The sequence below is a fragment of the Lactococcus sp. EKM203L genome, assembly GCF_011800585.1.
GTDB lineage: Bacteria > Bacillota > Bacilli > Lactobacillales > Streptococcaceae > Lactococcus > Lactococcus lactis.
Window position 1 is genome coordinate 111,551 of the sequence record NZ_JAALEQ010000006.1, and the last position, 19,979, is coordinate 131,529.

Below are 19,979 nucleotides of genomic sequence, written 5' to 3' on the forward strand. Positions count from 1 at the left end.
AGGAGAAGATTTATGGAATATCAACTAAGTTCAACATCAATGGCACCACTAGTGGAGATTAGTCTTGACAATAATGAAGAGATTCAAATTGAGTCTGGAGCGATGGTCTATCATAACGCTGCTGTTAAACTTGAAGGAAAAATGAACAGCAATGGAAAAGGAGGACTTGGAGGTGCTTTAAAAGCTCTTGGTCGTTCAATTACAAGTGGAGAAAGTTTCTTTATTACTAAGGCAAGCGCAATAGGTGCAAATGGTAAAATTTCGCTTGCTCCTGCTAGCCTTGGTTCAATCAAGGAAATTCTTGTCGGTCAAGAACAGTGGAATCTTAACACAGGGGCATTCCTCGTTAGTGAGGGTGGTGTCCATTACATAATGGAACGTCAAAAATTAGATGGAGCATTATTTGGAGGAACTGGTGGTCTTTTTGTGATGAAAACACAGGGCAGCGGAAAGATGTTAATCAGCGGTTACGGGGATATTGTAGAAATAGCTCTTGATGGAACAGAAGATTTTGTAGTTGATAATCAACATGTTTTAGCATGGACTGAATCTTTGAGTTATTCAATTGAAGTTGCTTCCGGAACATTTGGTTTTAAGACAGGAGAAGGGTTAGTTAATAAATTTCGAGGTAAGGGAAAAATCCTGATTCAAAGTAGAAATGTTGAAGCCCTCGCACAGTCAATCATTCCATTCATACCAAGTAAAGGATAAATAAAAAGTCACTAAACTTTAGTGGCTTTTTATTTTATAAATTTCCTTATTTTTCAATAATATCTTGTTGTTTTATGTATTTTAAATTTTGCACACTATTTTCACACTAAATTTTATTTTAGTTTCTATCGTATATTGCTACGCTAACATTCAGTAATAATTCTATATCTTAAATTGGTTTTGAACATTCTTTAGTTATTCTAATACATTCAAATCTTTTTATTTATTGAAATGCCACGAACTGAAATATCATTATATAAACTAAAATATAAATAAAAACAAAATTTCTGGCACTTGATTATCTTAAGCTTGTATTTCTAATAATACTGTGATTTTCGTAGAGACCGAAAAGCCAAAGCTTTGGAACCTCTTGGACTTTTAAATATCGACGGAAATCTAAGTTCAATTGGGTATAAAAGCATAGTCAAATTTCGGACTAACTTACTCTGTTTTAAACTTCGAAATAGAACCATTTTATGGCTTCATAGTGGGAAATAGGAGCACATCTCTAATAGTTGTTGTATTAGTTAAGAGCATAACAAGTCGGTCAATCCCAATCCCTAATCCTCCAGTAGGGGGCATTCCATACTCTAAAGCCTCTACATAATCATAATCTATACCAGTCGCTTCTTCATCACCTAATTCTTTATCTCTTGCTTGATTTTTAAATCTTTCTAACTGATCTATCGGATCATTCAATTCAGAATATGCATTAGCATATTCATGCCCACCGATAAACAATTCGAATCTCTCAGTAAACCTTGGATCTTCTTTACTCATTTTAGCAAGAGGTGTTATTTCTTTTGGGTGGCCAAAAATAAACGTGGGTTGAATCAAAGTTTCCTCAACAAATTTTTCAAAGAATTCATTAATGATATGCCCAATTGTAAAATGTCTTTGTACCTCAATACCATGATTAACAGCAATATTTACTGCCTCTTCAAAGGTCATCTGTTTTCTAAAATCGATCCCTATTTTTTCTTTTATTGCATCAACCATATGTAATCTTTTAAAATTCTTAGATAAATCTATTGAGGTTTTCTTTCCTGATAACTCTACCTCAACTACTGTACTTGAAGCAACGGATAATGCTGCACTTTTAAAAATACCTTCTGTTAAATTCATAATATCTCTAAGATCAGAATAAGCTTCATAACATTCTAACATGGTAAATTCAGGATTATGAGTATTATCCATCCCCTCATTACGAAAGTCTCTTCCTATTTCATATACTTTTTCCATTCCACCAACAATTAACCTCTTCAAATGCAACTCCGTAGCAATTCGAAGTGTCATATCTATATCTAAAGCATTATGATGAGTAGTAAATGGTTTTGCTGAAGCGCCGCCAGCTTGATTTTCCAAAACTGGAGTTTCTACTTCGAGGTATCCTCTATCATCCAAATACTTTCTCACTGAGCTGATAATATTGCTTCTCATCCTAAAGCGTTCTAAACTTTCATGATTAGAAATCAAATCTAAGTAGCGTTTACGATAACGAGTTTCTGTATCAGTGAGGCCGTGCCATTTTTCAGGAAGTGGGCGCAAAGCTTTTGATAGATGCGTTAAACGAGTAGCTTTAACAGTGACTTCACCAGTGTCAGTTTTCATAACGTCGCCTTCAACACCTAGAATGTCTCCCAAATCCGATTTTTTAAAAATATCGTAATTTTCCTCACCCACAATATCTTTACGCACGTAAATCTGGATTTGCCCCTCTCGGTCTTGAAGGTTGGCAAAGCCAACTTTACCTTTGCCACGCTTGGTCATCATACGCCCAGCAATCATTGCTGTTAAAGCTTTTGCTTCCAAATCTTCTTTACTGTCTGCGTCGAAATTTTGATGTAACTCTCCTGAATCTGTCGTGCGTATAAACTTTTTCCCAAAAGGACTAATCCCCTTTTCACGCAACTCTTCCATCTTTTCACGCCTAACTTTCATTTGGTCATTCAACTCGATGCTTACTGTCATTATAAATCTCCTTTGCTCCTTGCTTTATGTTTTTTCTTTATATAGTACTTTTTTAGATCTAACATACTCAAAAAATTTTTTATAATAATACCACTTTTCAGATCCTGTTGCAAAGCTCCTCATAATTCTCTAATTAAGTATAAAATATAGGAATCTAAAACTTTGATTTTTTTGGAACTGGAATTAGCGCTTATTATATTTTATAATAGTATTAATATAAGGTGTTAAATGTTTATATGTGATTATTTGAAGTATAAATAAAGTGTAAAGTTAGCTAAAAAATCAAATTAAGCTATAATTAAAGATACTTTTTGTAATTATTTAGTATGTTTAGAATATAAACTATATAAAATAGAGGTCTAAAAAATGGATAAAAAAACAAAAAAATATTCTGAAGAAGAGCTTGCAATTGGAATTATTTTCAAAGAATTTCGAATATCAAAAGGTTTTTCCCAACTAGAAGCAGCTGGTAACGAGATTTCAGTTACACATCTTTCAAATTTTGAGAATGGGAAAACTGTCATATCTACAAATCATTTCCTTAATATTCTACAAAATATAAATGTAAATATGTTTGAATTTCAAAATTCTTTAAATCAATATTTTCAAAAAAAAGATTTATTACTTTTTAACATAGAGATGGCAGATGCTTTTGCTGAGAAAAACGTATCAAAATTACGTATGATTACTGAAGAATTGCATAAAAAATTAGAAATAAGTTCAACTATCTCAACCACCAAAAAATACAGACTTGATTATATTCGTGCAAAATCTATTCTCTCTTTTGTTGATTCATCTTATTTCCTTACAAAAAGTGAAATAACTTTTTTAGAAAACTACCTTTATAATCTTAAAGAATGGGGACAATATGATATAGCAATTTTGGGACAATGTGCACAATTTTTAGATTTTATTCATCTTATAGAACTATCCGATCGAATGATCAATCCTTCACAAAATTCCATCAACATTCCCTATGTAAAGCAAGCTATAATTCAAACTGTTCTTAATATAATTAATATTTTTGTAGATGCAGGGTTATACACTCCAGCTAGAAAATTTATAAAATATCTTGAAAACATTAAAATTAACGATAACTATATGTTTGAAAAATTTACTTTAGTCTATAATACTGCACGCTATAATTATAAGATAGGCGACGAAGGTGCACTTGCTGTAATGAATGATTGTCGAAAAGCCTTAGAATTCTGTAAATGCTTTAATACTTCAAATTGGATAGCCGAAGAAATAATCAGGATAAAAAATCAGAACTCAAAGAACAATTAACAAACTTTATCATCAAAGTAGTTAGCTCTATTCCAAAGTTTCCAAAATGAGTAGACTAACGTCAAATAGTTATACATAAAATGAGCTATATTTGGATTATAAAATTGAAGTTACGGATATTCTGACCAATTATACATCTATTGGTGAACCTTTTTTGACCATCACAGAACTTCTTAACCTCTTATATCCTAGTATTCAAACTAATATGAACAAATAAATCTTATTGCTTTAGATTTGAAACGTGAGATTTTGAATAAGTTAAGCCTTTATGTAACTGTAGGGATGGGACAATCCTCATTTTTCAATGGTATCTTGTTGTTTTATGTATTTTAAATTTCGCCCACTAAATTTTATTTTAGTTTCTATGATACATTGTTATAAAGGAATCCATTAATATTTCAATAGCTAAAATATAATTGTGCCATTACTTTTCCTTTCCCCGTTTTACCTTCTAAACCCTATAAGATTCTTCACTAATTTCTTTCCCTATAATATAAAAAGATAGAGCAATATTTTTCTTGCTCTATCTTTTTATATTGTTAATTATTTTTTACTTTGTTTCCGCAATTTGTAGAACTGGTTTTTTTGAACTATAAGTGCTCAAGTTCTTAGCGAATGCTAGCAAAAGGGGATTAGTGTTATGTTTTTCGATAGCTTCCTGTGATTCCCAATTTTCTATCATCACAAATTCTAGCTGATTATCCGTAGATTCATAAAGAGAGTATTCCAGACATCCTTCATCCTTTTTGGAAGCTGAAATCAGACCTTCTATCTCTTTTAAGAATTGAGATTTTTTATCTTCTTTAATATAAAATTTAGCATTTACAATAATCATAATTTTTATTCCTTTTTATTTATTAATATTTATTTTTCAATTTTTGGAAAAATAAATACTTGACGAGTCAATGATTGATAAGTCATATAATAAAATATTTTACTTGTTTTTGCAAATATTTTAGATTACACAGAATAAAAATTTATATGATTTCTTTATTTTCTCATTTAAATAAAAAGAACTGCCTTTAATGACAGTTTTTAAGTACTATTGTAAAATTAGATATGATTAAATTTCCATAAAAGCATAATAGTTACCCGAAGGGCTTTGGAAATTAAATGCTTTTTTCCCGTTAGCATCCATCAAGTCGCTTGTTGTAGGAGTAATTTTCTTTAATTTTTCATTCATCTCTTCTATATTATCTACTGTGAATAGTAATGAAGGTTTATCATTCGCAACTTCGGGTGAGACTTTTTTTATAAACTCGATATCCCAAATTTGTAAAAAAGCATTGCCATCTGATAGCGGTGCAATTACAACTGAATCTGAGTTTTCCATCTTATGTCTTTCAATTTCTAAAAAACCGATTGACCTGAAAAAATCTACTTCTTTTTCTACTTCTTTTACATAAAGATTTACACAGATATTAAAAGCCATATTTATTTTCCTTTTTTCCTTTAACACTATCATTATATCGCTAAAATATTTAATCTATCCACTAACTTCTTTTAGCTCCCTAGCTTACAAATTCTTTATCTAGATAAGGAAAATAGAAATTAGTTTTCTAAGCTTTGTAGCTCTTTTAATGCAGGTTTTGGTATTTCTTTCTCTTGGACCTCATTCCAGTTTGTTACACCTTTATGCTTGTTATAAGTCAGTTCTAAATAGGCTTGGTTTCTTAAATTATGACTAGCCATAAACTTTACTAACTTTTTATCTCCTTTTGAATTGAAAGAATCAAGTTTGTAGTGATAAATTACCATTGGTGTATGATCATCAGCAGTCGTCTCTTCCCGCTCACCATTAACTAATATTTGAACATAGTAACTTTCCCCACCATAATTCATTTTATAATATGTATATCCAGAAGCGATTATCATAACCATAATAGCTAACAATCCTACTAATACTTTCTTCACAATATATTCTCCTTTATTTTATACCCTTATTATATCAAGGAGCTGGATTAATAAGCTTACAATTTTGAAAGCATACGAATGTTGTTTTATATAAGAATAAAAAGGAAATTACTAAAATTATGGGCCTTTATGATTGAGAACTTAGTCTACAAGCCCTTTTTACCAATAAAAGGAACAAACTTCGGGGTAGTTTTTGCATATTCTTTAAAATCTTCACGATTCTTATATTTTTTTTCAAGAATTGGTACACCAGATACAAATAAAAGGAGACTAGTAATCAATAGTGGACTAATAACCAACCAAAGCGTTGATAAAGTCGTCAAAGAGATTAAGAATATTCCCCACCAACACATTGACTCGCCAAAATAATTAGGATGTCGTGTTAGTGACCACAGGCCACTAGTCAATAGTTTTCCTTTATTTTGGGGTAGTTTTTTAAAGACTTCTAACTGACGATCTCCAAAAACTTCAAAGATAAAGCCAAATATCCAAATTATTATACCTAAAATTTGCCACCAATAAAATTGAGAATTAACATTTGAATTGACTTGAATAATTGGGAGTGAAATAATGATTAACAAAAGATATTGCACCATAAATACCGTTAGAAAAGCTTTCAATTTTGGAAAATTATTGCCCCACCTTTTACGCATATTTGTATAGCGATAATCCTCGAGTTTATTCCAATTTCGTCTTCCTAAATGAATTGCTAAACGTACTCCCCATAATATGACTAATACTAAGATTAGGCTATTTTGAATCGTAATTCTCGGAGAAAATAAATAAGAGACCACAGCTGTAAGAACAAATCCTCCGCCCCAAGCAATATCTATCAATCCGTAATTCTTCTTAGATGTCGCAATAAGAAACCAACAGATGAAATAAAGTAATAAAGTTACCAAAACGGCTATATAATTCATTTGACCTCCTTTAATAGTCCGGCAATTGCTAAACTTCCAATCCCTGCAGAAATTCCAATTGCTGCTGAACTGTCTATAATTTCACAGTTTTTAGTAGTTTTTTCTTTCAATAGTTCATTTATCTTTAAAGCTGATTCTTCGGATAAAACATGTGTCAAAGCTAATTCTTCGATTTGTCCTTCTTTTGACAATAGGTTAATTTTTTTCAAAATTTTATCCATACTCTTATTTTGACTAAAAGAAGCACCAATCAGCTTTCCGTTTCCTCTTTTATCAAGACTAATAATTGGATGCATTGAAAGTTTTTGTGCGGTTTCTCCCAAAATTTTTGGAATTCTTCCCGAATTTATCATTGGCGATAAATCTTCTACTGCCACATAAATAAATATCCGGTCAGTTATTTTTTCTGTTTCATTAAGTACTGATTCAATAGAACACTCTTCACTAATCAATTTGGCAACTTGTTTAACTAGTAGTCCTTGAGCCACTGAATTTAATTTGGAATCTATAAGATGTACTCGGTTTTCTAAGGATTTCTTTGCTGTAATTCTTTGGTTGAGAAGTTGATAAGTGCCACTTAGTTTTGAAGAAACTGAAATCACGATGATATGTTCATATTTTCCTTCTAAAAAGGAGAAAAGTGAATCAACAGATTGAATGCTTGGTTGAGAAGTTGTCATTTTTAAATTCTTATTATACTTTTCTGAAAAAATTTGAGGATTGATTGTAAGTTTATCTAAAAAGGCTTGCTCACCTACTGAAACATTCAAAGGTAAAACAAAAATTTGATTTTCAAGTATAAAATCAGCAGATAGATCGGCAACAGAATCTGTGACAATAGCAATGGATGATTTTCTATTTTGTGATATTTCATATTGTAATTGCATATCATCAACTTTTTGATAGATAATTGTTCCTGTTTTTTCTAACAGTGCTAATATATTTTCCGGATGGTTAGTATGGATATGAATCTTTATTTGTTTTTTATTTCCAGCAATAACTAAAGAATCTCCCCATTTCCTTAGTGATTCTTTTAAGTCCTTTTCTTGTTTTAGGGGTTCTTTGATAATAAATTCTGAACAATACCTATTTTTAGGTGCTTCAGATATAAAGTGTTCTTTAATATCTTCTGTATTTAATTCTTTTATGCTGGGGATAAGTCCTTCTTGTATCTTACTTACTTTTTCTCCACAGTAAGCGTCAGTAAAACCAGATATAAAGTAGTAAAAACCCTTCGCTCCAGAGTCAACGAGTTTATTCTTTTTTAAAATTGACATCTGAAATTGTGTTTCCTTAAGAGCTTTCCAAGCTTCTCCTTTTGCTTCTAGCAAGGCTTTTTCAAAAGATGTACTTTCTTTAAAAGTAATCAGTAATACTTCTGCCCATCTTTTCATAACTGATAAAATCGTTCCTTCTTTGGGCTCAATCAAAGAATCATAGGCGCTCTTTACTGCTCTGTTGAAAGCTAAAACAAGTATCTCTAAGTTAGTTTCATATACACTATAATAATCTGAAACGGCATTTAAGTACTGGGCAAAAATAATTCCAGAATTTCCCCGAGCCCCAATGAGTGCTGCCGAAGCTACTTCATCAAATAAAAGGTTCGTTGAATAATTATTATTAGATAAATTATCAATAATGGTTTGCATTAAAGATGCTAAATTACTACCTGTATCCCCATCGGCAACTGGAAATACATTTATTTTGTTTAGTTCATCCTTTCCGTTAATAACCTTTTGCGCTCCTGCTATGATACTTTCTAGTAGACGGTCTTCAGATTTTACCTTTTCCATTCTTTATCCTTCCATAAACTTTGTAATCACAAGAAATGAAAGACTTGCACTCAAAGAGCTTACAAAAGTCCCCCAAATAATATCAATTATTGTTACCATTAGTGACCAGTCTTTAATTGATGCCAAATTTGTTAAATCGTATGTAGAATAACATACTAATCCTAGTAGAGCACCACTCAGTAAGACATAAGTTATACTATTTTTTTCAAGTCCGGGCATTAATACAAAAAATGTTAGTGCTCCTAGATAAATAATATAGAAGATAATGGCCGGAATAACTTTAAAATCTCCCATCAAGTTACCAATATTTGGCTGATAGATTTTTTTATTTGCAAAAAAGAGCCAGCAAATATCTAAAATTAAAAAAATTACTCCACTTATAATAAAGGGTTTAATAAAATTCATTATTTTTCTCCAATCAATAACTTTCAGTTTTACAGATGTATATACTCATGAATATCAAAATTTTTATATTATATAATCACTATTTATTGCCCAAACCATCAGATTCTCCTCAAATTATTTAGTTCAAGATAGCAACTGATATACTCAAATATGTTGCGAAAATAATCCAAATAAAATAAGGAATTAGAAGGAATGCAGACCACTTATTAATTTTTGAAAATTTAATGATGCAGAGATAAACAATAAAATCTAGTAAGAGAATAATAATAACTTCTAACCAAAAATAGCCTTTGAAAAAAATAATACTCCAAATAAAGTTTAAGATAAGTTGTATTCCAAAATAGAATAAAGCATTTTGTCCCTCACTTCTTTGAGTTTTCAGCTTATAAAAAATCAAATAGGCGGAAATGGCGATAAAAGCATATAATACAGGCCAAACAATCCCAAAAAGATAGTCTGGTGGAGCTAGGGGTGGGAGTTTAAGATTATTATAAATCCCCTTAATATCCCCCGCCAAGAGGCCAGATAGGCCACCAATTAGTTCAATTCCTACAATAAATAATATTAGTTGTCCCAATGCTTTTAGTTTTTTACTAGTCATAATTTCTCTCCCTTTTAATATACATGAGTTCTTTTGATTACTATACTTATATTATTACATAAATAGTGAGTCAAGCTGTCTTATTCGCTTGATAACTTTATAACTTAGTATAATCATCTTTAATTTGTTAAAAAATAAAAATGTCACTGGAAAAATTTCCAGTAACATTTTATAAGAGTTATTTTTAGTAGTTTTTATTATTTGTAAGGGAATATCTGTGAGGGAATTGAACCACTCGTAATGTAGCTTTTAAGGACTTTATCAGCATCTCGTTTTTCTTTTATTACACTTACAAATTTAGCTTTTGCATCAAATTTTTGATAATCTTCATCATTAAGAATCAATAGCTTAGAAGTAGCACTGTATTCTCCTAGAACAATATATTTTGTACTTTTAGGTTTCACTGACTGTCCTTTATCATCAGTTATTGTTTTATCTTCCTTTCCTGTCCACAAAGCTGGCTCGGCTGATAAGTTTTCTACTGTCTTAAATTTAAACTTGTCTCCTTTTTTGGTTACGTTATTAAAAACTTTTTCATTTATTAATTTATTAGCAGCTTGAGTATTCAAGACTAAGACATCTGATTTTGAACTGTATTTACCTTCTACAGTTAAACTTTTATCAATATATTTTTTATTATTCTCTAATATAGTATCTGCTTCATCCTTATTATCACTATACATGATTATACCGTGAACATGAGCAAAATTTTTTTTGAAAAAGTCATAACCGAGAAATCCGGTAATGGCAATTGGTACTATGATAATTAGCGCTATTAGTATTTTCTTCATTCTATATCTTTCCTTTTTTTCTTTTTACAATTTAGCTACTCTTTCATTCTAACATCAAGTCCGATGCCTCCTTCTTACATTTTTGTAATGAAAAAATGAGTACTAAAAACCTCAAGAAAGAGATTCTTTCTTGAGGTTTGCTAACTTTTTTAAATAGGAAGAAGGGAAATAATGATGAATAGTAAGACACCTCCCAATACACTAAAAAGAATAATTTTTCTATGTAGAAGTAATGCGATATATTCACGAATTAAGGCCGTAGGTAAGAAATAAAGTGCTGTGGGTGCCCCTACTCCTTGGGCTTTTAATTTTACTCTTTGCGCATATAAACTTCCTCTGAGAACATGATAATTATTGGTTGAAAAAATGATTGAAGGGGGCATTTCTTTATCTGACCAATCCTCATTAATTATCCTTTTAGAAAATAACATGTTCTCATAAGTAGTGGTGGATTTATCTTCAAAAAGAATTTGATGATTAGGAATGTTTTGTGATTGAAGGTATTTTCGCATGGCGAAGGCTTCTGATACAGGCTCATCCGCTCCCTGTCCGCCACTAACAACAAATTTGGCTGTAGGATTTTTCTGGTAATATTCAATTCCTTTGTCCAATCGACTCTTCAACAAGGGTGGAACTTCTTCACTTCTAACACCTGAACCCAAAATGATAATATAATCTATCTTTTTTTGTAAAGGAATCATTTGGCTCATCCATGAATATAAAATATAGGCTGCAAACAAAAAACAGAGAATTATATCAATAAGTAAAATATAAAGAAGAATGTACCAGATTATTTGTGGTATTGTTTTTGTTGAAAATGTGAATAACATAAAGAGTGCTGGAAAGGCAATAAGCAAATTTAAGCCAAATAGAGCAGATAATTTTGCAGTGGCACTTTTACCTTCTTTAGTTCTCATTGTTTTTGAGTTAAAAATGAAATATCCACAAACCAATAAAAATATTAAGGGAAGGATTCCATAAGCAATGATCAAGGTTGCAAAATCACCGGACGGAAGATAAAGATAAATAAGGTTTAATAATTCAAAAAACAGAGAGGCTAGGCTCAATATCAAGCCTGAGGCTAGAAAAATTCCTCCTATTATACTTCGTTTATTGATTTTTAATCTTAGCAGGCCAATTAGCATGATAATCAGGGAAATTATTAAAAAAGCCATTCAAACTCCTTGGGTTTAATCTATTCTATTATAACATAGCCTTCTATCCTAATCTCTTCACGTGTATTAAAAAAATCCCACTGTTCAAATGTGAGATTTTTGATTATTAACCCAAATGCATAAAAAGAATTGGATATTGATTTCCTTGTTCGTCAATTGGATTTCTTTTATAAACTTTAAAGCCTAAATGCTCATAAAATCCTTTGGCTTGCGGATTTTGCTCATTCACTACAAGTTCATTTACCGAATAGTTTTTTATTGCTTCTTCAAGCAACTTTCTACCGAGTCCTTTTTTCATGTGATTAGGGCTAATAAACAACATTTCAAGTTTCTCACCAACAATTCCCATAAAAGCAATTGGTTTTTCATTATCGTCAAATTCCACAATTAAATGTTCGATAGCTTTAAGAGCTTGTGGGACATATTGTTTTATATCTTCAATTTCTTTAACTGACAGAAAAGAATGTGTTTCTTTAACTGAATTTTCCCATAAACTTATCAATTCTTCTATGAGTTCTTTATTTCTCATATCTTTATTTATTTCTTTCATTTTAATCCTTTCTTATTTGAAAAACTTTTTTAATAGTGAATCAAAATTTCTAAATAGTGATTCTGAAAATAGTGAGAGTAAGGCAACCAGAACAAAACTATCCAAAGAAATTTTGCTGATAGAGAAGAGGGAATTGAACATGAAACCTGAGATAATTATCCCAACAATATTAAAAATGATAATTCCCATTTTAAAACGGTTGAGTGGTGCACTGATTTTAGTTAAAATCATAAATCCAACAACAGCTAGTAAGATAACTGCTGAAGTTGAAATTTCTGATGCCGTCAATTTGAAGGCAGCTCCAGCAATAACGACTCCTAAAACGGCCGTAATTTCAGTCAAGCTGGCTGGTAATGCTTTTAAGATAACATTTTTAATAAAATCTTTTTCAATTCGTTTGTCATTTTCTTCTAAAGAGAGTAAGAATCCCGGAATCCCAATGGTGAATAAACTGATAAGTGAAAGTTGTGAAGCTTGTAAGGGATAGGTGAAGACAAAGATTGCTGAGATAATTGCCAAGATGATTGAAAAGAGATTTTTTACAAGGAAAAGAATGGCTGAACGTTGGACGTTATTGACGACTCGACGTCCTTCTGTGACTACTTGTGTCATATGCCCAAAATCTGAATCTAATAAGACAACTTGTGCAACTTGGGTCGCGGCATCACTTCCGGAAGCCATGGCAATGCTATAATCAGCACTTTTCATGGCTAAAATATCATTAACACCATCTCCGGTCATTGCGACAGTATGATCTTTACGTTTGAGGGCTTGAACGAGACGGCGTTTTTGGTCAGGTGTCACACGTCCAAAAACAGTATATGATTCAACCGCTTGGTCTAAATCTTCTTTCGTTTTCAATAAATTTGCATCAATGAAACGTTCAGCTCCAGTAATTCCTGCTCTTTTTGCAACTGCCGACACGGTTTGAGGGTTATCACCTGAAATAACTTTGATATTGACTCCTTGCTCTGCAAAGTAGTTAAAGGTCGATTTAGCATTTTCTCTGATGGGATTGGCTAACACAACGTAGCCAAGTGCGTAAGCCCCCAAATTAAGTTGGTCATAAATTTTTTCTTTTGTTCCCGCTAAAACTAGAACACGAAAGCCTTCTTCTAAGAGATGATTGATTTCAGAGCTAACTTTTTCATAAGTTTTCCCTAAAACAATTTCTGGTGCTCCTAAAAGATAACTTTCATTTTCAAAACAAACAGCACTATATTTTACTTTTGATGAAAATGGAATAATTTTTTTAACGCCGGTCATTTGATTTTGAAGGTCACCTTTTGCAAGCATAAACTCTCGAATTGCCTTCATGGTATCATTGTCATCAGTATTTGCTGAGATGTAGTCAGATAAAAGAGACATAAATTTCGCTTCGCTTATGTTACTACTTGGGCTAACAAATACTTGCTCAACTGACATTCTGGGTTCTGTGATTGTTCCTGTTTTATCAACACATAGAACGTCTACACGCGCTAAGGACTCAATACTTTTCATATTGTGCAATAGCACTTGATTACGAGCCAATTTTACACTACTGAGGGTTAAGGCAATGGTTGTTAAAAGATACAACCCCTCTGGAATCATTCCAATAACCGCTGCCACCATTGCTACAACACTGGTTTGAAGTGTATTATGATTGACAAAGTAATTTTGGGTAAATAAAATGACTGCTATCGGAAGAATAATAAAGCTGACCCACTTTAATAATTTATTGAGGGCACGTAACATCTCAGAGTCTTCACCATGGTCAACTAATTTGGCTTGTTCTGTTAATTTGGAAATGTAGGAATCTTTTCCGACTTTTTCCAAAATGACTTTGGCTTCTCCTGACACAACAAAACTTCCTGACAGAAGTTTGTTATCAACATTTTTTTCAATTTCGTCAGCTTCACCTGTCAAAAGTGATTCATTGACAAAAATACTTCCTTCGACAATGCGAGCGTCAGCGACAATTTGATTTCCTGTTTTAAGAATAATAATATCTTCTTCAACTAAATCATCTGAAGCAATTTTTTCTTGTTGACCATTCCTTATCACTGTGGATTGCGGAGCGTGCAGGAGAGTCATTTGGTCCAAATATCGTTTGGCTTTGATTTCTTGATAAATTCCGACAATTGTATTAATAACAATTATTGGAAGGAAAATAAGCTGATTCCATGCTTGAACTAAACTGATTAGAATCGCAATGACTGCAAATATTAAGTTGAAAAATGTAAAAGTATTTCGTTTTACAATTTCCCAAACAGGACGATCCGTCTCATCTATATTTTTATTTATCTTCCCTTGGCGAATCCGTTCTTCAACCTCAAAACTTGTTAATCCTTTTAAAGACATATTTTTTACTCTCTATTTCTTCTCAATTTCAATTTTTGATTTCAATTATATAGTATTTTTAAGAATACTTTGTTCTATCTTAACATAGTTCTGAGAAGTCCTGCAAACGGTAAAAATGTTATTTTTGATTCGTTAAACTTTTTTCTATTTAAATATGATAAAATATGCTCATAATCATATAGAAAAGAGAATTTATTATGCCATATGTCCATGTTGAACTTTTTGAAGGTCGTACAGTTGAGCAAAAAGCTATAATTGCTAAAGAAATTACTGAATCAATTTCTAAACATGCTGGAGCACCTACTTCAGCAATTCATGTCATCTTTAATGACCTTCCAGAAGGAATGCTCTATCAAGGCGGAGAAATGAAAAAGAAGAAATAAGTTTTCATTTGAGCCAATCAAAGCTGTCAGTAATTGATGGCTTTTTTATTTAAGCTGTCAGTAAATTTTTAGTAAATAAACTTCTCTTGAAAAAATATTTTTATTAGGATAAAATGAAAGCAACTCTAAAAGAAACTGGTGAAAAATGAAAGTTTTGATTACTTCTGGTGGAACAACGGAACCTATTGACAACGTTCGTGGCATCAGTAATTTTGCAACAGGAAGTCTCGGAAAAGTGACTGCTGAAAATTTTTTAAATGCTGGTCATGAAGTCTATTTATTAGCTGGACTTCAGGCTAAACTTCCTGAATTTACTGACAGACTGACCTATATTCCGATTGAAGGAACTCATGACCTTTATGAACAGATGAAAAACTTAGTCCCTGACATGGATGTTGTTATCCATAGTATGGCTGTCAGTGATTATCGTCCTATTTATATGACAGGTCTTGAAAATTTTACTGACAAGTTTTCTAAAGAGGAGCTTTTAAATTTTCGTCCTGAAAAAGTTGGGAAAATTTCTTCAAAATCTGATTATCAAATCATGCTCCTAGAAAAAACGCCAAAAATTATTTCTTATATTAAAGAATGGAATCCAAATGTTTTACTTTTTGGTTTTAAATTATTGGTTGGTGTAGAAAAATCTGAGCTTCTTTCTGTGGCCAGAGAAAAATTACTGACAAATCATGCTGATTTTATTTTAGCGAATGATTTAGAAAATATTCATGGAAATAACCATCAAGCATTTTTGGTCAGTAAAAATCATGAAATTACTTTAAAAACAAAGGCTGAAATTGCTGACAGACTTTTAAAAACCTCGGAGGAATTAAAAAATGACTAAAATTACACTTGCGGTAACAGGTTCAATTGCAGCTTACAAAGCAGCAGATTTAACTTCTTTACTGACAAAAGAGGGACATGATGTGACAGTTTTAATGACAAAAAGCGCTACTCAGTTCATCACTCCTTTAACTCTACAAGTTTTGTCCAAAAATAAGGTTCACTTGGATATTATGGACGAAGAACGTCCTGAATTGGTTAATCATATTGATTTAGCTAAAAATACTGAGCTTTTCCTTGTTGCACCTGCAACTGCTGATACAATTAGCCGTTTGGCGCAAGGCCGAGCTGATGATATTGTCACTTCTGTAGCCCTTGCTCTTGAACCTTCTGTACCAAAATATTTTGCCCCTGCAATGAATACTAAAATGTATCAATATCCTTTGACGCAAAAAAACATTGAGATTCTTAAGAAAATAGATTATAATATGATTCAACCGAAAAAATCTTTGCTCGCTTGTGGAGATTTTGGTGAGGGAGCACTCGCCGACTTACCTGATATTCTATCGGATTTAAAAAATTCTTTATAAAATAAATGAGGTATTTATGAAAAAATCAAAAGCGTCTGATGTGGCAATCTTGTCCATTTTTATTGCAATTATGGTCGTTGTCCAACTTTTGAGTCAAATTATCTATAGCGTTTGGCCTTTACCAATCGTTCCAACTTTGCTCCATATTCCAGTAATCATTGGTTCAATTGTTCTTGGAGTTCGTAAAGGAGCATTTCTGGGTCTAGTGATGGGATTGATTAGTGTTATTAATTCAACAATCGTAACCCTACCTTCTAGCTTTATGTTTAGTCCCTTACAGCCTGTTCCTGGAACAAATCATGGTTCTATCTGGGCATTAGTTATTGCCATCGTTCCGCGTGTTCTAGTCGGAATTCTTCCTGCCCTCGTTTATCGTTTGGCACAAAATCGTTTTGGAGCTGGTTTAGCCGCTTTTGTTGGAACAGCAACTAATACACTTTTGGTTTTAAGTTTCATCTTCCTCTTCTTTCATGATGTAACCAAACAAACCTTCGGAGCTTTGCTTGCTTCAATTATCACAGGAAATTCTATTGCAGAAGTGATCATCGCTGTGATTTTAACAATGGCAATTGTCCCTGCTTTAAGTAAAGCAAGAGGCAATTCATAATTGAAAAAAAAAACAATCTATTTTTATTAGATTGTTTTTTTTATTAAAAAAATGTTATAATGTAAGCGTTGATAAGAAAAAAATAGGAGAAAACTTATGAAAAAAATATTAAGTTTCGACATTGACAACACACTCAATGAACCAAAAATGCCGATTTTCCCTGAGATGGCTGAATTGTTGGCTACTTTGTCTCAAAAATATATCATTGCACCAATTTCTGGTCAAAAATATGATCAATTTTTGATTCAAATTATTAATAATTTGCCTGAATCTGCAAATCTGGATAATTTCCATTTGTTTGTTGCCCAAGGGACTCAATATTATGCTCACAAAGATGGCGAATGGAAACAGGTCTTCAATTACGCTTTGACTGATGAACAAGCTAACGCAATCATGGGTGCACTTGAAAAAGCTGCTAAAGAGCTTGGTCATTGGGATGAATCTGTTCTTGCCCCTGGCGATGAAATTAATGAAAATCGTGAATCGATGATTGCTTACTCAGCAATCGGTCAAAAAGCTGGTGTTGAAGCTAAACAAGCTTGGGACCCAGACATGACAAAACGTAATGAAATTGCTAAATTGGCTAGCCAATATGCTCCAGAATTTGAATTTGAAGTTGCTGGAACAACAACTATTAACGGTTTTGTTCCAGGTCAAAATAAAGAATTTGGGATGAATCATTTGATGGAAGAACTTAATGTTACTAAAGAAGAAATTCTTTACTTTGGTGACATGACTCAACCTGGCGGAAATGATTACCCTGTTGTTCAAATGGGAATTGAAACAATCACTGTTCGTGACTGGAAAGAAACTGCAGCTATTCTAAAAGCAATTATTGCGATGGAAGAAGCTTAATTTTCCACTGATAAAAAGCTGTCACTACTGACAGCTTTTTTCTTTTGCTGACAGAAAATATTATTGAAGATTTTAAACTACAGAATGGCTTTTCATCCTTTAGTCCTATTGAAATTCATCTGAATTTTAGGTAAAATAGATGAGTATGTTTAATTTATAGAAGGTGAACTTATATTGAAAAATTTGAAAAAGAAATTAACATTGACTGGTTTAATGACAGCCGGATTGTTATTCCTATCTGGCTGTGTTCAAACACACGTTGTTGATGGAGTCCGCGTTCCAACCGAAGCAGCTACTCATGGAATTACCTATAATTTTTTGGTTCGTCCAATGTCTGCTTTTGTTGACTTATTCGCTAATAACTTGCACATGGGTTATGGTTGGGGAATTATTTTTGTTACTCTGATTATCCGTTTTCTCATCTTGCCTTTAGGTTTGAATCAAGCCTACAAATCAACTTATATGCAAGAAAAAATGGCTTATCTTGCTCCTGTATTTGCTCCTTTGCAAGAACGACTCAAAAAAGCACAAACTCCTGAAGAAAAAATGGCAGCTCAACAAGCATTGATGGCAGCCCAAAAAGATAATGGAATTAACATGCTTTCATCAATTGGTTGCTTACCAATGTTGATTCAATGGCCTTTCTTTATCGCTCTTTATAATGCTGCAGCCTATACAACGGGAATTTCAAGTTCAACATTTTATGGGATTCCTTTAGGACATCCAAGTGTGGTCTTGGTTATTATCTCTGGGGTGCTTTACTTCATCCAAACCTGGATTTCAACTTTGTCAATGACCCCTGAACAAAAGAAATCAGGAATGGCAATGTTGATTATGAGTCCGGCAATGATTGTTGTCTTCTCATTCATGTCACCTGCTGGAGTAGCACTTTATTGGGCAGTTGGTGGTTTTGTTATTGTTATCCAACAAATCATCATTACCTTCATCATGAAACCAAGAATGCGCCGTCGTATTGATGAAGAATTTACAAAAAATCCTCCAAAAATCAATAATGAAGGTCTCAAAGATGTTACACCTACTTCTGTTCAAGAAAATTTCAAAGAAATCACAAGTGAGCGCAATGAAAAGGAACGTAAATCTGGCGGACGAAATGCTGGTAAACAAAATCGTAAGTAATTTTTACTGACAAGATATTAAAAAAATAAAAAGTCACTGATAGAATTTCTGTCAGTGATTTTTTTATTTATTGAATCTATAATTTCTTGTTCAGATTAAAATGAGAGTTCTGTCAGTAACTTTTAAGAACTTGATGACCTTCTATAAGAATCATGTGGACATTCTATTGATTACGGATAAAAAACTGCTACCATCAAATTTTTCTCACCAAACCACTTGCCCTTTTCATGATTCCTCATCAGAAAATACAAATAAAAAATTTACTGACAGACTCAACAACAGTAATTCATCAGGAACTTCATGATTCTTGGCTAGTAAAATATATAAAAAAACACTGACAGAAATTCTGTCAGTGTTTTTTTATATTTGTCTTATGTTAAATGAACACCTTTATCAACATAAACGATATCACCAATGACACCTGAGGCAAGTGGGCTAACAAGGAAAGCGGCAGTTTGACCCACTTCATCAATTGTTACACCAACACCATCAGCTGTACGGCTGTCAGATTCTTTAATCAAATCTTTGTAACCTGAAACTCCAGAAACCGCAAGTGTTTTAATTGCTCCTGCAGAAATTCCGTTCACATGAACACCTACATGTGCCATTTCAGCAGCAAGATAACGAACTGTAGATTCAAGAGCTGCTTTAGCAATTCCCATAACATTGTAGTTAGGAATGGCACGAACTGAACCCATGTAAGTCAAAGTTACGATACCAGAACCTTTTTTAAGCAATGGTTTTGCTGCTTTAGCAACAGCAAGCAAGCTGTAAGCTGAAATATCTTGAGCAAGGGCATAACCATCGCGAGAGATATCTGTAACATTCCCACCAAGCTCTTCTTTTTTAGAGTAAGCAATGGCATGAACAAGTCCGTCAATTTTACCGACACGTGCCTCAATTGTACCAAAAGCACGGCGAATAGATTCATCAGAAGTTACATCACATTCAATGAGCAAATCTTCTGGTTCAGCCAATTTAGCTAATTGTTTTTCCATTCGTTCATTTTGGTAAGTATAAATTAATGTTGCACCTTGATCTTTCATTGCTTTAGCACAGCCCCAAGCAATAGATTTATTGTTAGCAACACCCATGATAACAATTTTTTTACCTTCTAAAAACATAAATAAAATAAGTCCTTTTCTTTAAAATAATCAGGTTTAAGCGAC

General features: G+C 32.5%; 21 protein-coding genes. 8 read left to right on the forward strand and 13 right to left on the reverse strand.

What is annotated here, in order from left to right:
* Window positions 1–12: 12 nt before the first annotated feature.
* Complete coding sequence (locus HFD15_RS10545; RefSeq protein ID WP_025017231.1) at window positions 13–711, forward strand: TIGR00266 family protein; 699 nt, start codon at window positions 13–15, stop codon at window positions 709–711.
* Between the two features lie 474 nt (window positions 712–1,185).
* Here HFD15_RS10545 and lysS read toward each other — a convergent pair whose 3' ends face one another.
* Entirely contained in the window at window positions 1,186–2,682 is a 1,497-nt protein-coding gene (gene lysS / locus HFD15_RS10550; RefSeq protein WP_023189521.1) for a lysine--tRNA ligase, read from the reverse strand.
* Window positions 2,683–3,048: 366 nt separating this feature from the next.
* Between lysS and HFD15_RS10555 the strand changes: the two genes are divergently transcribed.
* Window positions 3,049–3,969, forward strand: coding sequence for an Rgg/GadR/MutR family transcriptional regulator (locus HFD15_RS10555; protein WP_058208336.1), 921 nt, complete (start codon window positions 3,049–3,051; stop codon window positions 3,967–3,969).
* A gap of 550 nt (window positions 3,970–4,519) precedes the next feature.
* Here HFD15_RS10555 and HFD15_RS10560 read toward each other — a convergent pair.
* The 11 genes from HFD15_RS10560 to HFD15_RS10610 form a co-directional block, all read right to left on the reverse strand.
* Entirely contained in the window at window positions 4,520–4,804 is a 285-nt protein-coding gene (locus tag HFD15_RS10560; protein ID WP_003130528.1) for a putative quinol monooxygenase, read from the reverse strand.
* Window positions 4,805–5,032: 228 nt separating this feature from the next.
* On the reverse strand, window positions 5,033–5,401 hold the full coding sequence (locus tag HFD15_RS10565; protein WP_021723158.1) for a glyoxalase/bleomycin resistance/dioxygenase family protein: 369 nt from the start codon (window positions 5,399–5,401) through the stop codon (window positions 5,033–5,035).
* A gap of 119 nt (window positions 5,402–5,520) precedes the next feature.
* Window positions 5,521–5,883 (reverse strand): YxeA family protein, encoded by a 363-nt coding sequence (locus HFD15_RS10570; protein ID WP_010905449.1) that lies wholly within the window; start codon window positions 5,881–5,883, stop codon window positions 5,521–5,523.
* Between the two features lie 146 nt (window positions 5,884–6,029).
* Entirely contained in the window at window positions 6,030–6,803 is a 774-nt protein-coding gene (locus tag HFD15_RS10575) for a DUF1295 domain-containing protein (RefSeq protein ID WP_058208337.1), read from the reverse strand.
* On the reverse strand, window positions 6,800–8,596 hold the full coding sequence (locus HFD15_RS10580) for a DAK2 domain-containing protein (RefSeq protein ID WP_058208338.1): 1,797 nt from the start codon (window positions 8,594–8,596) through the stop codon (window positions 6,800–6,802). Before HFD15_RS10580 ends, HFD15_RS10575 begins: the two co-directional genes overlap by 4 nt.
* 3 nt (window positions 8,597–8,599) lie before the next feature.
* Window positions 8,600–9,001: a DUF2177 family protein gene (locus tag HFD15_RS10585; protein ID WP_003130519.1), complete on the reverse strand. Its 402-nt coding sequence runs from the start codon at window positions 8,999–9,001 to the stop codon at window positions 8,600–8,602.
* A 118-nt stretch (window positions 9,002–9,119) separates the two neighbouring features.
* Entirely contained in the window at window positions 9,120–9,602 is a 483-nt protein-coding gene (locus HFD15_RS10590; protein WP_167593613.1) for a TspO/MBR family protein, read from the reverse strand.
* Window positions 9,603–9,799: 197 nt separating this feature from the next.
* Window positions 9,800–10,393: a lipoprotein BA_5634 family protein gene (locus tag HFD15_RS10595; protein ID WP_010905446.1), complete on the reverse strand. Its 594-nt coding sequence runs from the start codon at window positions 10,391–10,393 to the stop codon at window positions 9,800–9,802.
* Between the two features lie 149 nt (window positions 10,394–10,542).
* The gene (locus HFD15_RS10600) at window positions 10,543–11,568 is read right to left on the reverse strand and encodes a YdcF family protein (RefSeq protein WP_058208340.1); all 1,026 of its coding nucleotides are present in this window, start codon (window positions 11,566–11,568) and stop codon (window positions 10,543–10,545) included.
* Between the two features lie 106 nt (window positions 11,569–11,674).
* Window positions 11,675–12,118, reverse strand: a complete 444-nt coding sequence (locus tag HFD15_RS10605) for a GNAT family N-acetyltransferase (RefSeq protein WP_012897295.1) — start codon at window positions 12,116–12,118, stop codon at window positions 11,675–11,677.
* A 12-nt stretch (window positions 12,119–12,130) separates the two neighbouring features.
* Window positions 12,131–14,458: a cation-translocating P-type ATPase gene (locus HFD15_RS10610; protein ID WP_167593612.1), complete on the reverse strand. Its 2,328-nt coding sequence runs from the start codon at window positions 14,456–14,458 to the stop codon at window positions 12,131–12,133.
* A gap of 197 nt (window positions 14,459–14,655) precedes the next feature.
* Here HFD15_RS10610 and HFD15_RS10615 point away from each other — a divergent pair, with 197 nt between their 5' ends.
* The 6 genes from HFD15_RS10615 (at window position 14,656) to yidC (ending at window position 18,810) form a co-directional block, all read left to right on the forward strand.
* A complete protein-coding gene (locus HFD15_RS10615; RefSeq protein ID WP_003130513.1) occupies window positions 14,656–14,841 on the forward strand; it encodes a 2-hydroxymuconate tautomerase in 186 nt (61 codons plus the stop codon).
* A 145-nt stretch (window positions 14,842–14,986) separates the two neighbouring features.
* The gene (locus HFD15_RS10620; RefSeq protein WP_039114717.1) at window positions 14,987–15,682 is read left to right on the forward strand and encodes a phosphopantothenate--cysteine ligase; all 696 of its coding nucleotides are present in this window, start codon (window positions 14,987–14,989) and stop codon (window positions 15,680–15,682) included.
* Window positions 15,675–16,211 carry a phosphopantothenoylcysteine decarboxylase gene (gene coaC / locus HFD15_RS10625; RefSeq protein ID WP_167593611.1) on the forward strand — a complete coding sequence of 179 codons (537 nt, stop codon included), beginning with the start codon at window positions 15,675–15,677 and terminating at the stop codon, window positions 16,209–16,211. The genes HFD15_RS10620 and coaC overlap by 8 nt, the downstream gene beginning before the upstream one ends.
* A gap of 16 nt (window positions 16,212–16,227) precedes the next feature.
* Entirely contained in the window at window positions 16,228–16,818 is a 591-nt protein-coding gene (locus HFD15_RS10630; protein ID WP_003130510.1) for an ECF transporter S component, read from the forward strand.
* A gap of 96 nt (window positions 16,819–16,914) precedes the next feature.
* Window positions 16,915–17,673 carry an HAD-IIB family hydrolase gene (locus HFD15_RS10635; RefSeq protein ID WP_003130508.1) on the forward strand — a complete coding sequence of 253 codons (759 nt, stop codon included), beginning with the start codon at window positions 16,915–16,917 and terminating at the stop codon, window positions 17,671–17,673.
* Between the two features lie 174 nt (window positions 17,674–17,847).
* Entirely contained in the window at window positions 17,848–18,810 is a 963-nt protein-coding gene (gene yidC, locus HFD15_RS10640) for a membrane protein insertase YidC (RefSeq protein ID WP_003130506.1), read from the forward strand.
* A gap of 371 nt (window positions 18,811–19,181) precedes the next feature.
* Here the strand turns inward: yidC and fabI are convergent, their stop codons facing one another.
* Window positions 19,182–19,934 carry an enoyl-ACP reductase FabI gene (gene fabI, locus HFD15_RS10645; RefSeq protein WP_012897290.1) on the reverse strand — a complete coding sequence of 251 codons (753 nt, stop codon included), beginning with the start codon at window positions 19,932–19,934 and terminating at the stop codon, window positions 19,182–19,184.
* Window positions 19,935–19,979 lie beyond the last annotated feature (45 nt).